At 62.8% G+C, this 13,432-nt stretch carries 11 protein-coding genes, 1 tRNA gene and 1 pseudogene; 9 read left to right on the forward strand and 4 right to left on the reverse strand.

What is annotated here, in order from left to right:
* Window positions 1-100: 100 nt before the first annotated feature.
* From dnaA to gyrB, 3 genes are all read left to right on the forward strand, one after another.
* Window positions 101-1,681: a chromosomal replication initiator protein DnaA gene (gene dnaA / locus BTHE68_RS00005; protein ID WP_162064598.1), complete on the forward strand. Its 1,581-nt coding sequence runs from the start codon at window positions 101-103 to the stop codon at window positions 1,679-1,681.
* Window positions 1,682-1,946: 265 nt separating this feature from the next.
* Window positions 1,947-3,050: a DNA polymerase III subunit beta gene (gene dnaN, locus BTHE68_RS00010; protein ID WP_162064599.1), complete on the forward strand. Its 1,104-nt coding sequence runs from the start codon at window positions 1,947-1,949 to the stop codon at window positions 3,048-3,050.
* Between the two features lie 113 nt (window positions 3,051-3,163).
* Complete coding sequence (gyrB, locus tag BTHE68_RS00015) at window positions 3,164-5,647, forward strand: DNA topoisomerase (ATP-hydrolyzing) subunit B (RefSeq protein ID WP_162064600.1); 2,484 nt, start codon at window positions 3,164-3,166, stop codon at window positions 5,645-5,647.
* An 81-nt stretch (window positions 5,648-5,728) separates the two neighbouring features.
* Here gyrB and BTHE68_RS00020 read toward each other — a convergent pair whose 3' ends face one another.
* Window positions 5,729-6,589, reverse strand: coding sequence for an AraC family transcriptional regulator (locus BTHE68_RS00020; protein WP_162066721.1), 861 nt, complete (start codon window positions 6,587-6,589; stop codon window positions 5,729-5,731).
* Window positions 6,590-6,742: 153 nt separating this feature from the next.
* Between BTHE68_RS00020 and BTHE68_RS36780 the strand changes: the two genes are divergently transcribed.
* Both BTHE68_RS36780 and dbpA read left to right on the forward strand, forming a co-directional pair.
* The gene (locus BTHE68_RS36780; protein WP_162064601.1) at window positions 6,743-6,937 is read left to right on the forward strand and encodes a hypothetical protein; all 195 of its coding nucleotides are present in this window, start codon (window positions 6,743-6,745) and stop codon (window positions 6,935-6,937) included.
* A gap of 4 nt (window positions 6,938-6,941) precedes the next feature.
* Window positions 6,942-8,324: an ATP-dependent RNA helicase DbpA gene (gene dbpA / locus BTHE68_RS00030; RefSeq protein ID WP_162064602.1), complete on the forward strand. Its 1,383-nt coding sequence runs from the start codon at window positions 6,942-6,944 to the stop codon at window positions 8,322-8,324.
* A gap of 6 nt (window positions 8,325-8,330) precedes the next feature.
* Here dbpA and BTHE68_RS00035 read toward each other — a convergent pair whose 3' ends face one another.
* Window positions 8,331-9,704 carry an MFS transporter gene (locus BTHE68_RS00035; RefSeq protein ID WP_162066722.1) on the reverse strand — a complete coding sequence of 458 codons (1,374 nt, stop codon included), beginning with the start codon at window positions 9,702-9,704 and terminating at the stop codon, window positions 8,331-8,333.
* Between the two features lie 186 nt (window positions 9,705-9,890).
* On the opposite strand from BTHE68_RS00035, the pseudogene BTHE68_RS00040 reads away from it, so the two are divergent.
* Window positions 9,891-10,276: pseudogene (locus tag BTHE68_RS00040) on the forward strand (DUF488 domain-containing protein).
* Window positions 10,277-10,323: 47 nt separating this feature from the next.
* Here the strand turns inward: BTHE68_RS00040 and BTHE68_RS00045 are convergent.
* A tRNA-Lys gene (locus BTHE68_RS00045) sits at window positions 10,324-10,399 on the reverse strand.
* A gap of 155 nt (window positions 10,400-10,554) precedes the next feature.
* Between BTHE68_RS00045 and BTHE68_RS00050 the strand changes: the two genes are divergently transcribed.
* From BTHE68_RS00050 to BTHE68_RS00060, 3 genes are read left to right on the forward strand one after another with little or no spacing between them, the layout of a single operon-like run.
* Entirely contained in the window at window positions 10,555-10,962 is a 408-nt protein-coding gene (locus BTHE68_RS00050) for a PaaI family thioesterase (RefSeq protein WP_162064603.1), read from the forward strand.
* A complete protein-coding gene (locus BTHE68_RS00055; RefSeq protein ID WP_162064604.1) occupies window positions 10,963-11,832 on the forward strand; it encodes a patatin-like phospholipase family protein in 870 nt (289 codons plus the stop codon).
* A 10-nt stretch (window positions 11,833-11,842) separates the two neighbouring features.
* Window positions 11,843-12,319: an OsmC family protein gene (locus BTHE68_RS00060; RefSeq protein ID WP_162064605.1), complete on the forward strand. Its 477-nt coding sequence runs from the start codon at window positions 11,843-11,845 to the stop codon at window positions 12,317-12,319.
* A 9-nt stretch (window positions 12,320-12,328) separates the two neighbouring features.
* On the opposite strand, the gene BTHE68_RS00065 is transcribed toward BTHE68_RS00060, so the two are convergent.
* Window positions 12,329-13,345 (reverse strand): D-2-hydroxyacid dehydrogenase family protein, encoded by a 1,017-nt coding sequence (locus tag BTHE68_RS00065; RefSeq protein WP_162064606.1) that lies wholly within the window; start codon window positions 13,343-13,345, stop codon window positions 12,329-12,331.
* Between the last annotated feature and the right edge of the window lie 87 nt (window positions 13,346-13,432).

The raw sequence follows: 13,432 nt of genomic DNA on the forward strand, positions 1-13,432 counted from the left end.
GTAAGCCTCCGGAGCATACCTGCTCGGCTGTGCCGGGACTTGTCCGAACGTTCGGCAAGCACGGCCCGCAGGCGCGGAGCAACCATAACGACCGCATTCGATGAACGATTTCTGGGAACACTGTTCCGCACTGCTCGCGCGCGAACTCACGCCGCAGCAGTACGTCACGTGGATCAAACCGCTGACCCCGGTCGACTTCGATGCCGACGCGAACACCCTGCGCATCGCAGCTCCCAACCGCTTCAAGCTCGACTGGGTGAAAAGCCAGTTCTCGGGCCGCATCGCCGATGTCGCGCGCGAATTTTTCAGCGCGCCCATCGACGTGCAATTCGTCCTCGATCCGAAAGCGACCGCGCGCAATGCGATCGGCGGCGGCCTGAATGCCGCGCCCCGTCCGACCGCGAGCGCCCCCGCCGCGCCGCGCGCGCCGGCGCCCTCGGCGGCAGCGCCGCAGGCGCCCACGGTGGTCGCGCACGCGAACGCCACGGCGCACATCAACGCGCTTGCAGCCGAAGCGGCGCAACAGGCACAAGCCACGCAGGAAGATCAGGCCGATCTCGATCTCCCGAGCCTCGACGCCAACGAAGCCGCTGCTGGCCGGCGCACGTGGCGCCCGGGTGGCGCTCCGTCGGCGGGCGGTGAAACCGATTCCGCCTACGAGCGCTCGAAGCTCAATCCGGTGCTGACGTTCGACAATTTCGTCACGGGTAAAGCGAACCAGCTTGCTCGCGCGGCCGCCATTCAGGTCGCGGACAATCCCGGCATCTCCTACAACCCGCTCTTCCTGTATGGCGGCGTGGGCCTCGGCAAGACGCACCTGATTCACGCGATCGGCAATCAGTTGCTGATGGACAAGGCCGGTGCGCGCATCCGCTACATTCACGCGGAACAGTACGTGTCGGACGTGGTGAAGGCATACCAGCGCAAGGCGTTCGACGACTTCAAGCGCTACTACCATTCGCTCGATCTGCTGCTCATCGACGATATTCAGTTCTTCTCCGGCAAATCGCGCACGCAGGAAGAGTTCTTCTACGCGTTCGAGGCGCTCGTCGCGAACAAGGCGCAGGTCATCATCACGAGCGATACGTATCCGAAGGAAATCTCCGGTATCGACGATCGCCTGATCTCGCGATTCGACTCCGGTCTGACGGTCGCGATCGAGCCGCCCGAGCTGGAAATGCGCGTCGCGATTCTCATGCGCAAGGCGCAGTCCGAAGGCGTGAGCCTCTCGGAAGACGTAGCGTTCTTCGTCGCGAAGCATCTGCGTTCCAACGTGCGCGAGCTCGAAGGCGCGCTGCGCAAGATCCTCGCGTATTCGAAGTTCCATGGCCGCGACATCACGATCGAGCTGACCAAGGAAGCGCTCAAGGACCTGTTGACGGTGCAGAACCGCCAGATCTCGGTGGAGAACATCCAGAAGACGGTCGCCGATTTCTACAACATCAAGGTCGCCGACATGTACTCGAAAAAGCGGCCGGCCAACATTGCGCGCCCGCGCCAGATCGCGATGTATCTGGCGAAGGAGCTGACGCAGAAGAGCCTGCCCGAGATCGGCGAACTGTTCGGCGGACGCGATCACACGACCGTGCTGCACGCGGTGCGCAAGATCGCGGCGGAGCGCGGCACCGACGCGCAACTGAACCACGAACTGCACGTGCTCGAGCAGACGCTGAAGGGCTAAGGGGTCGACGGACGCGGCGTGAAGAACGCACGCGTCATTAATTGCGTTCGAAAGCCTGTTTTTTGACGAAAACGCCCCCAATTTCAGGGAGCGGTTCCGTTTTGAGGCACAATATAGGTTTAGCCGTCCGTGGCCTGGGCGGCTTTCGAGCGCAGTTTTCGCGAGTGACCGGCGGGGGGCCGGCAACGCGTGTTACGAGGTTGTCCGCTGGGCAAATCTGGTGGCGAAACCGGCGGACAGGCCGTCACATCAACGAAGGAACTCTATGCAACTGGTCAAGACCGAACGAGATAATCTTCTAAGGCCGCTGCAAACCGTGAGCGGTATCGTAGAACGCCGCCATACGTTGCCGATCCTCGCCAATTTGCTCATTACCAAGAACGGCGCGGATGTGTCGTTCCTCTCGACCGACCTCGAACTTCAGATCACGACCCGCGCCGACTTCGGCGTCGGCAGCGACCAGGTCGCCACCACGGTCGCCGCGCGCAAGCTGCTCGACATTCTGCGCGCGATGCCCTCGGGCGAAGTCGTGCTCGACCTCTCCGACAAGCGCCTGACCGTGCGTTCCGGCAAAAGCCGTTTCGCGCTGCAGACGCTCGCCGCCGACGAATTTCCCACCGTCAACCAGGCTACTGACTTCGGCGCGAGCCTTTCGGTTCCGCAGAAGACGTTCCGCCAGTTGCTCGGCATGGTCTATTTCGCGATGGCCCAGCAGGACATCCGCTACTACCTGAATGGCATGCTGCTCGTGGTGGACGGCGACCAGCTGATGGCGGTCGCGACCGACGGCCACCGTCTCGCGTTCTCGTCGATGAAGATCGAGGGCTCGTTCGCGCGCCAGGAAGTCATCATCCCGCGCAAGACGATTCTTGAACTCCAGCGTTTGCTCGAAGACATCGACGACACTTTGAAGATCGACATCGCCGCGACGCAGGTGAAGTTCAGCTTCGGCCAGGTCGAACTCGTGTCGAAGCTCGTCGAGGGCAAGTTCCCCGACTTCCAGCGCGTGATTCCGAAGTCGCACAAGAACACGTTCGAAATCGGCCGTGAAGAGTTGCAGCGTTCGTTGCAGCGCGCGGCCATTCTGACCTCCGACAAATTCAAGGGCGTGCGTTGCCTCGTCGAGCCGGGCCAGCTCAAGATCATGTCGACCAACGCCGACCAGGAAGAGGCGCAGGAAGAGCTGGAGATCGCCTATCAGGGCGATTCCGTCGATATCGGATTCAACGTCACCTATCTGCTCGACGTGCTGGCGAATCTGAAGGTCGACACGCTCAAGGTAAGCCTCGGCGATGCCAATTCCAGCGCGCTCATCACGATTCCCGAGAACGAGGAATTCAAGTACGTGGTGATGCCGATGCGTATCTGACGCGCGCAATACCGAAAACACTCCAAGGGGCGGCGCGCCCCTTTGGTGTTTTTAAGGTGTTTTGAAAAGTTCGAGCAGTAACCCAGGCAGTGACGCAGAACCGGAAAATTTCCATGACTGAAAACACAAATTCGCAGCCCGACAACAAGCCTGACAACAGCTATGGCGCATCGTCCATCCAGATCCTCGAAGGTCTGGAGGCTGTGCGCAAGCGGCCGGGCATGTATATCGGCGATACGTCGGATGGCACCGGTTTGCATCACCTCGTTTTCGAAGTGCTGGATAACTCCATCGACGAAGCGCTCGCAGGCTATTGCGACGACATTCACGTCACCATTCACGCGGACAACTCGATTTCCGTCACGGATAACGGCCGCGGCGTGCCGACTGGCCTCAAGCGCGACGACAAGCACGATCCAAAGCGCAGCGCCGCCGAAATCGTCATGACCGAGCTGCACGCGGGCGGCAAGTTCGACCAGAACAGCTACAAGGTGTCGGGCGGCCTGCACGGCGTGGGCGTGTCGTGCGTGAACGCGCTGTCCGCATGGCTGCGCCTCACGGTGCGCCGCGACGGCAAGAAGCACTTCATGGAGTTTGCGCGCGGCGTCGTGCAGAACCGCGAGATCGTCGAAGAGAACGGCATCCAGTATTCGCCGATGCCCGTCGTCGGCGATACGGAAAATCGCGGCACCGAAGTGCACTTTCTCGCCGATGTCTCGATCTTCGGCAATGTCGAATTTCACTACGACATTCTCGCGAAGCGCATGCGCGAGCTTTCGTTCCTGAACAACGGCGTGCGTATCCGTTTGACGGATCAGCGCACCGGCAAGGAAGACGATTTCGCGTTTGCGGGCGGCGTGAAGGGCTTTGTCGAGTACATCAACAAGGCCAAGCAGGTGCTGCATCCGAACGTGTTCCACGCGGTCGGCGAGCGCGAGAACGTGACTGTCGAAGTGGCGATGCAGTGGAACGACAGCTTCAACGAAAGCGTGCTGTGCTTCACGAACAACATTCCGCAGCGCGACGGCGGCACCCATCTGACCGGCCTGCGCGCCGCGATGACGCGCGTGATGAACAAGTACATCATCGACAACGAGATCGCGAAGAAGGCGAAGGTCGAGACGACCGGCGACGACATGCGCGAGGGTCTGTCGTGCGTGCTGTCGGTGAAGGTGCCGGAGCCGAAGTTCAGCTCGCAGACGAAGGACAAGCTGGTGTCGTCGGAAGTGCGCGCGCCGGTCGAGGAAATCGTCGCGAAGGCGCTCGAAGATTATCTGCAGGAGACGCCGAACGACGCGAAGATCATCACGGGCAAGATCGTCGATGCGGCGCGTGCTCGCGATGCCGCGCGCAAGGCGCGCGAGATGACGCGTCGCAAGGGCGTGCTCGATGGCGTCGGTCTGCCGGGCAAGCTTGCGGATTGCCAGGAGAAGGACCCGGCGAAGTCGGAGATTTATATCGTCGAGGGTGACTCGGCGGGCGGATCGGCCAAGCAGGGACGCGATCGCAAGTTCCAGGCAATTTTGCCGTTGCGCGGCAAGGTGCTGAACGTGGAGAAGGCGCGCTTCGACAAGCTGATTTCGTCGGAGCAGATCGTGACGCTGGTGACGGCGCTCGGCTGCGGCATCGGCAAGGACGATTACAACCTCGACAAGCTGCGCTATCACCGCATCATCATCATGACCGATGCGGACGTCGACGGCGCGCACATCCGCACGCTGTTGCTGACGTTCTTCTACCGGCAGATGCCGGAGATTGTCGAGCGCGGGTATATCTATATCGCGCAGCCGCCGCTCTACAAGATCAAGGCGGGCAAGGACGAGCGGTACATGAAGGACGCGCACGAGCTCAATCAGCATATGTTGAAGCTGGCGTTGCAGGGTTCCGAACTGATGCCGAGCGAAGGCGCGGATCCGATTTCCGGCGATGCGCTGGGTGAACTCGCGCGTGCGTACTTGCTTGCGCAGGCGGTCGTCGATCGTCTCAGCCGGATTTATGACGCGGCCGCGCTCGAATCGGTAATGGACGGCGTGATCATCGATTTGTCGTCGCAGGAAGCGGCGGAAGCGTCGGCGAAGCGTCTTGAAGAGCGCTTGCGTGCCGATCCTTTGAAGCCCGAAGTGAGCGTCGAACCTGCTTACGATCAGGTGCGCGAGCTGCGGTCGCTGCATATCAAGCGGCGTCATCATGGCAATGTGAAGGTCACGGTGTTCGACGAAGACCTTCAGTTGACTGCGGACTACAAGCAGCTCGTATCGACGGCGGATACGTTCAAGGGCTTGATCGGCGATGGCGCGTTGATCAAGCGCGGCGAACGGTCGATGGCCGTGACCGACTTCAAGAGCGCGATGAAGTGGTTGATCGCGGACGCGGAGCGTAACGTTTCGAAGCAGCGCTACAAGGGGCTTGGCGAGATGAACCCCGAGCAGCTCTGGGAAACGACGATGGATCCGGCCGTGCGGCGGTTGCTGCGTGTGCAGATCGAGGACGCGATTGCCGCCGATGGCATCTTCACGACGCTCATGGGCGATGATGTGGAACCGCGGCGGGCGTTTATCGAGAGCAATGCGTTGAGGGCTGGGAATATCGACGTCTAAGGAGACTTGCGCAACGCCAGGCTCCTCGAAGCCCGCGAAATTCGGTGCAGCACGCGCCGGTTGTCGCGGGCTTTTTTCGGCCTAGGCAACCGCCTTCAACGCCATCCAAATCTCCGTCACCAGATCCGCCGGCGCCGTCTCCCTCGGATCGTTCACATAAACCTCGAACACGGGCGCGTCGCCGGTTTCCCGTCCCGACTGCGGCAACCATTCCCCATACAGCCACTGATACGCGAAGCAAAGCTGCGCATACGGGCCGACATGCGTGAGCACCGCAAACTCCCCGCCCGCCACCTCCACGCGCGACACCGGCGCTTCGAACTTCACCGCATCCGGCTCGAACAGCTCGCAACATGCCATCGAGCGAAGTTCATCTTCGGCGACGGCTGCAGGATCGTCGAAATAAATGCCCAGAGAGCGCGCCCGAGGATCGACCAATCCCCGCACCGCGAGCCAGTGAAACAGCATCTCGAATGCCCGCCCGATGTTCATATACGACCCGCGATGCTCCATCGCGGCCACGGTTAAACCACGCTGAGTACGAATATCGACTTGATGCATCGCCGTGTCTCCTGATCGAACTTCATCCAAAGGAACAAACATCGAAGCGCCGCCGTCAGTTCGAAACTGCCCCGGCGCCATCCGGTAACTCGCCTGAAACGCCCGCGAAAACGCCTGCACGCTGCCATATCCGGCGCGCTCGGCGATCGAGTCCATCGGCACCGCGCCATGCACGAGCTCATTCGCCGCGCGATGCAAACGCAAGCGCCGCACGGTCGCCGCCGCGGTTTCCCCATAGAACGCGTGGTAAATCCGATGCCAGTGATACGGCGACAAACACGCCACCTCGGCGAGCCGGTTGAGGTCCAGTTCGTCATCGAGGTGATCGTGGATGTACGCGACCACGCGCGCGAGTCGCGCCTCATAGACCCTGCCGTTCATCGTGCGCTCCACAAAGAAAACTCGATGAAAGAAAAGTAGCACGAGCCGCTTTAGCATTTCTTGCGGACTTGCGCGGACCGCGTCGGCGCCAGACACGCGTACACTTTCGCCTTTGAGCGCACGAGCGCGCCACGAAACCAGAGAAATACGAATATGTTCACCTGTCGAAACCAGTCCTGCGGCGCGGAGTGGGCGCTGTCCGACGTCGTCATCAAGAACGAGGGCCAGGGCCTTCTGTTCCGCTGCCCGATGTGCGGCGCGCGCAACTACGTCGCACGCCACGATGCCGACGATGGCACCACCACGTACGAGCAGCTCACCGACATCCCACCGCACGGGACACGCTGAAACCATGACCACCGACACTTCCTTCAACAGCCTGCCGCTCTCGCCTGCGATGCAGGCGAACCTGCAGCAGCTCGGCTATCTGTCGATGACGCCGATCCAGGCCGCGAGCCTGCCGCCGGCGCTCGCGGGCCACGATCTCATCGCGCAGGCGAAAACGGGCAGCGGCAAGACCGCGGCCTTCGCGCTGCCGCTGCTTTCCCGCCTCGACGCGAGCCAGTTCGACGTGCAGGCGCTCATCCTCTGCCCGACGCGCGAACTCGCCGATCAGGTCACGCAGGAAGTCCGCCGCCTCGCGCGCGCGGAAGAGAACGTGAAAGTGCTGACGCTGTGCGGCGGCACGCCGATGCGTCCGCAGGTCGCGAGTCTCGAACACGGCGCGCATATCGTCGTGGGAACGCCGGGCCGCATCATGGATCATCTGGAGCGCGGCACGCTGACGCTCGGTGCAGTGCGTACCCTGGTGCTCGACGAAGCGGACCGCATGCTCGACATGGGCTTCTTCGACGACATCGCGTCGGTGGCGCGCCAGTGCCCGAAGGATCGCCAGACCTTGCTGTTCTCGGCGACGTATCCGGAAGGCATCGTGAAGCTGAGCCAGCAGTTCCTGCGCAATCCGCGCGAGATCAAGCTCACCGAACGGCACAGCAACGCGAAGATCAAGCAGATTTTCTATCAAGTGGAGGACCACGAGCGTCTGCACGCGGTCGGCCTGTTGCTCGACCACTATCGCCCGGTGAGCACGATCGCGTTCTGCAATACGAAGCAGCAGTGCCGCGACCTGCTCGACGTGCTGCGCGCGCAAGGTTTCGAAGCGCTCACGCTGCACGGCGAACTGGAACAGCGCGAACGCGATCAGGTGCTCGTGCAGTTCGCGAACCGCAGTTGCTCGGTGCTCGTCGCGACCGACGTCGCCGCGCGCGGTCTCGACATCGCGCAACTGGAGGCGGTGATCAACGTCGACGTGACGCCCGATCCGGAAGTGCATGTGCATCGCATCGGCCGTACCGGGCGTGGCGATGAGGAAGGCTGGGCGCTGTCGCTCGCGAGCATGGACGAGATGGGGCGCGTCGGCTCGATCGAACAGGCACAGCGCGCGGAAGTGCAATGGCATCCGCTGACCGAATTGACGTCAGCGGAACCGGGTCATCTGAAGCCGCCGATGGCGACGCTGCAGATCCTCGGCGGCCGCAAGGACAAGATCCGTCCCGGCGACGTGCTCGGGGCGCTCACCGGCGAAGCGGGCTTCGACGGCAAGCAGATCGGCAAGATCAACGTGATGGACATGGTCACGTACGTGGCCGTCGAACGGAGTATCGCCGATGACGCCGAGCGCAAGCTCGGCGTGGGCAAGCTCAAGGGCCGCAAGGTGAAGGTGCGGCGCATGTGAGCGCGCTCAGGCCTTGCGCGACGGCTCTCCGACGATTCGTTCAGACGACGGATTGCGCGTCACGAGCCGCAAACCGCTCGCGATACTGCCCACGCCCGCGAACGCCGCGCCGAGCGAGAGCGCGAGTGCCGGGCCATGCTTTCCGGCGATGCTGAAGCACAGTGCGACGAGCGCCGCGCCCGTCGCCTGCCCGATCAGGCGCGACGTCGCGATCGTGCCGCTCGCGCCGCCGCTGCGTTCGCGCGGCGCGCTCGACATGAACGCCTTCAGATTCGGCGACTGAAAAAAGCCGAAGCCCGCGCCGCAGATCGCCATGCGGATGCAGATTTCCAGCGCATGCGGTTGCGCAGGCAGCATCGCGAGCGACACCATCCCGACGCATAGAATCGCCAGCCCGACGCCGCCCAGCAAGCCGGGTGAATGGCGATCGGACAGGCGTCCCGCGATCGGCGCCATCAACGCGACGAGCGCTGACCACGGCGTCATCAGAAATCCAGTCTCGACCTGGCTGCGGCCCAGCACGCTCTCGAAGAAGAACGGCAGCGACACGAACGCCAGTCCTTGCGCGGCGAACGAACAGATGGCGGTCATCGTCGAGAGCGCGAACATGGGGCGGCGAAAGAGATCGACGGGCAGCATCGGCGCGGGATGGCCGCGTTCACGTCGCAGCAGCAGGACGCCCGCAACCAGCGCGACGCCGAAGGCCGCGAGCACGGTTTGCGCGGGCGCGCGCTGAGCCGCTTCGCCGAGCGCGAAAATCAGCGCGGCGAAGGTGACGACGTTCAGCAATGCCGCGATGCGATCGAAGCCGTGTTCGGCGCGCTTCGTTTGCGGCAGCGACGGCCACGCAATCATCAACGCGAACACGCCGACCGGCAAATTGACCGCGAAGAGCCACGGCCACGTGCCGAGCGAAAGGACGATCGATGCGACCGTCGGCCCGATCGCGAACGCGATGCCGACGACGAGCGCGTTCAACCCGACGCCGCGCCCGAGCCTATGCGGCGGAAAGATCGCGCTGATGAGCGCCGCGTTGACGCTCATGATCGCGCTGGCGCCGAGGCCCTGCAGCAGACGTGCGGCGACGAGCGTCGGCAAGGACCACGAGAACGCGCACACGGCGGAGGCGATGAGAAACACGACGAGCCCACCGAGATACACGCGCCGATGGCCGAGGATGCCGCCGAGCGCGGCGAGCGGCAGGAGGGTTGCGACCATCGCGAGCTGATACGCGTTGATGATCCAGACCGACGCGGCGGGCGTCGTATGCAGATCGGCGGCAATGGCGGGCAGCGCCGTGTTGGCGATGGCGGTATCGAGCGTCGCGAGCGCGACCGAGAGCAGGATCGCGGCCATGCCTCGACGCTCGAGCGGGGTCATCGGGGCGTCGGGGTCGTGCGGCAGGGTTTGGGCGCGTTCTTCGGTGGGCACGGCGGTAATTCCGGATGTAAGCGGACGGAGAATCCGAAACGATACGGGAAGATTCGGGGTTTCGCTGAGTGGGGGCGCGGGAGCTTTCAAAGCGATGTCAGCGATTATGCTGTGCGGACAACGACGGAGATGATGATGGCGATTCGCATCGTGAGACTGGGGACGCCGCGCGCGGCGGATGAGGGGTTGCGTATCGGCACGGTGCGACGGCCGCCACGCGGGGTGCCGAAGGTCGAGTTCGCGAAGCGTGATTTTTATGACGTGTGGTATCCGGGCTTTCGCCGTCGCAGGAATTGGTGACGGCGGCGCTTCACGCGGAGGATGACAAGGAATGGCGCGCGTTCGTGAAGAAGTTCAAGGCGGAAATGGCCGAGTCGGATGCGAGCAGGACGCTTGATCTGCTCGCGGCGTTATCGCACCAGACGAATATGTCGGTCGGGTGTTACTGCGAGGATGAGGCGCGGTGTCATCGATCCGTACTGCGGGAGTTGCTGAACGCGCGTGGGGCGGATGTGATTTGAGGCGGAAATGAAAAAGGGCTGCGCATTGCGCAGCCCTTCGAATCTGATGGTGGGGCGTGAGTGACTCGAACACTCGACCTACGGATTAAGAGTCCGCTGCTCTACCAACTGAGCTAACGCCCCAACAGAAACGAGATTATAGCGGGACCTTTTCCGGAAGCGCAAGCCCCTGCGCGAGAATTTTCTTAAATTTTTGACGAAGCCGTCCGACACGCGAACCAGCGTGCCCCTTTCAGCCCGGTATCATGACGCATCTTCCCACGCGACGATCCCCCGTAATGGACGAAACCGCCATCCGCGCCCTGCTCGACAGCATCCTCGCCCCGTGGGTCAAGGAACTGCATCTTGCGCCCGAATCCATCGATGAAAATGCCGTCACGCTGCGCCTGCCGTATTCGGACCACCTGCGCCACGCCGGCGGCGTCATCTGCGGACAAGTCTTCATGGCCGCCGCCGACACCGCGATGGTCGTCGCCATCTCGCACGTCATGGGCGGTTTCTCGCCGATGACCACCGTCTCCCTGAACACGACGTTCATGCGGCCGGTCAAATCCGGCGACGTACTCGTGACAGCGCAGGTCAAACGCCGCGGCCGCAACCTCGTCTTCGGCGAAATCGACCTGCACGACGAACAGGGCGAACTCGCCGCCCACGCCACCACCACCTACGCGCTCATCAACAAGTAAATGTTCGACCAGGTCGTATTCGCCGGCGGCGGCAACCGCTGCTGGTGGCAAGCCGGTTTCTGGGACATCGTCCGGCCGGAACTGAACCTCAAGCCGCGCATCATCGCGGGCATATCGGCGGGCGCGGCAACTGCCTGCATGCTCTACACGAACGAGTCGCGCTGGGTGATGGACTACTACGCGCACGCGCTGCGCGACAACACCCGCAACGCCTATTGGGGCAACCTGCTGCGCGGACAATCGGTATTTCCGCATTACCGCATCTATCGACAGGCGCTGCTCGACATCTTCGCGGATCGCTTCCGTGACCTCTCGAGCGCGCCCGAGATCCGCATTGGCGTGTCGCATCTGCCGCGCTGGCTCGGCGCGCGCAGCGCCGTCGCGGCGGGTCTCATCGCGTACAACATCGAGAAGTACGTGCGCAAGACGCTGCATCCGACGCTCGGGCAAGCGCTCGGCTTTCATCCGGAGTTCGTGAAAGCCCAGGAATGCGCGACGATCGACGATCTCGCGGATCTGATCCTGCAATCGTCGAGCACGCCGCCGTTCACGCCGATCTTGCGACGCAACGGCCGCCCGGTTCTCGATGGCGGCATGGTCGACAACGTGCCCGTCGCCGCGCTGGATGCGTCGCCGGGTCTCGTCCTCGTGATGGTCACGCGGCTTTATCCGCGCGAGCGCATGTTCATCGTGCCGCACGGCGAGCAAAAGCGTCTCTACATCCAGCCATCGCGCAAGGTGCCGATTTCGAGCTGGGACTATACGAGCCCGTCGCAGATGCAACATGCTTATGACCTGGGCCGCGCGGACGGCGAGGATTTTCTGGAACGTCTTCCGCGTGTGATGGAAACCGCTTCGCATCTCGCTTGAGGAGCAGACCGTGGCGAAGAAGCACACGTATGAACTGACCGTCGACTGGACGGGCAATCTCGGTTCCGGCACATCGGCCTATGACGCGTATTCGCGCGATCATCTGGTTCGCGTCGGCAACAAGACGGCGATCGAGGCATCGAGCGATCCGGCGTTTCGCGGCGACCCCGCGCGTCACAATCCGGAAGAGTTGTTCGTGGCGTCGCTGTCGTCGTGCCACATGCTCTGGTATCTGCACCTGTGCGCGACGAACGGGATCGTCGTGACGGGTTATGTCGATGAAGCCGTCGGCACGATGCAGGAAGAGGCGAAGGGCGACGGGCGCTTCGTCGATGTGCTGTTGCGCCCGCGCGTGACGATCGGCGCCGGCGGCGATGCCGATCTCGCGGCGCGCCTGCACGAAAAGGCGCACCGCTTCTGCTTCATCGCGAACTCGGTGAACTTTCCGGTGCGCTGCGAACCGTCGATCGATATCTCGACGGTCTGAATCGAACGCTCAGCGGCGGCGCGCGTGCTGGAGCGCTTCCTTGTTGAAGACGCTGGACGTGTCGCCGCCATTGAATGCGAGGATGTTCCGGAACGCCGCGCCGAAGTACAACTCGTAACTCTCGCGCTCCACATAGCCGATGTGCGGCGTGCAGATCACATTCTCCAGCCGCAGCAGGCCGTAGCCCTGCAGGATCGGCTCGCTCTCGAAGACATCGACCGCGACCATGCCCGGGCGATTGTGATGCAGCGAATTGAGCAGCGCGTTTTCCTCGAGCAGTTCGGCGCGGCTCGTGTTGACGAAGAGCGCGGTCGGCTTCATCCGCATCAGATCGTCCTGTTTGACGATACCCACGGTCTCGTCGGTCATGCGCAGATGCAGCGTGAGCACGTCGCTCTGTTCGAACAGCGCCTCGCGGCTCTCGGTGACCGCGAAGCCATCCTCGCGCGCCGCGCCTTGCGAATGCTCGCGCCCGTAGACCAGCACGTTCATGCCGAACGCCTTGCCGTAACCGGCCACCAGCTTGCCGATCTTGCCGTATCCCCAGATGCCGAGCGTCTGCCCGCGCAGCACCTGACCGAGACCGAAGTTCGGCGGCAGCGCCGATGTCTTCAGCCCCGATTGCTGCCACGCGCCTTGCTTCAGATTTGCGACGTACTGCGGAATGCGCCGCTGCGCCGCCATGATGAGCGCCCACGTCAGCTCCGCCGGCGCGACCGGCGAGCCCGTGCCCTCCAGCACCGCGATGCCGCGTTCCGTGCACGCATCGACATCGATATGTCCGCCGCCCGCGCGTCCCGTCTGGCTGATCATGCGCAGCTTCGGACATTTGTCGAGCAATTGCGAACTGATGCGGGTGCGCTCGCGAATCAGCACGAGCGCGTCGACTTCCGAAAGTCTGCTGGCCAACTGTCCGAGACCACGCACCGTGTTATTGAAGACCTTTACCTCATGGTCATCGAGCAAATGGAAGCAGTCGAGCTTCCGGACGGCGTCCTGGTAGTCGTCGAGAATGGCGATTTTCATGGGCATTGGTTGGCTTTTGTTAGGCATCAAACGTGCTGCTTTATAGGCGAGGGCGAGAATAGAACGCTTAAATTCGGGTAACTACCG

This window comes from Burkholderia sp. THE68 (genome assembly GCF_009938265.1).
Taxonomy (GTDB): Bacteria; Pseudomonadota; Gammaproteobacteria; order Burkholderiales; family Burkholderiaceae; genus Caballeronia.

Coding starts and splice junctions, on each gene's coding strand:
- dnaA (WP_162064598.1), top strand. CDS start 101: ATGAACGATTTCTGGGAACACTGTTCCGCACTGCTCGCGCGCGAACTC.
- dnaN (WP_162064599.1), top strand. CDS start 1,947: ATGCAACTGGTCAAGACCGAACGAGATAATCTTCTAAGGCCGCTGCAA.
- gyrB (WP_162064600.1), top strand. CDS start 3,164: ATGACTGAAAACACAAATTCGCAGCCCGACAACAAGCCTGACAACAGC.
- BTHE68_RS00020 (WP_162066721.1), bottom strand. CDS start 6,589: ATGAACGGCAGGGTCTATGAGGCGCGACTCGCGCGCGTGGTCGCGTAC.
- BTHE68_RS36780 (WP_162064601.1), top strand. CDS start 6,743: ATGTTCACCTGTCGAAACCAGTCCTGCGGCGCGGAGTGGGCGCTGTCC.
- dbpA (WP_162064602.1), top strand. CDS start 6,942: ATGACCACCGACACTTCCTTCAACAGCCTGCCGCTCTCGCCTGCGATG.
- BTHE68_RS00035 (WP_162066722.1), bottom strand. CDS start 9,704: ATGACCCCGCTCGAGCGTCGAGGCATGGCCGCGATCCTGCTCTCGGTC.
- BTHE68_RS00050 (WP_162064603.1), top strand. CDS start 10,555: ATGGACGAAACCGCCATCCGCGCCCTGCTCGACAGCATCCTCGCCCCG.
- BTHE68_RS00055 (WP_162064604.1), top strand. CDS start 10,963: ATGTTCGACCAGGTCGTATTCGCCGGCGGCGGCAACCGCTGCTGGTGG.
- BTHE68_RS00065 (WP_162064606.1), bottom strand. CDS start 13,345: ATGAAAATCGCCATTCTCGACGACTACCAGGACGCCGTCCGGAAGCTC.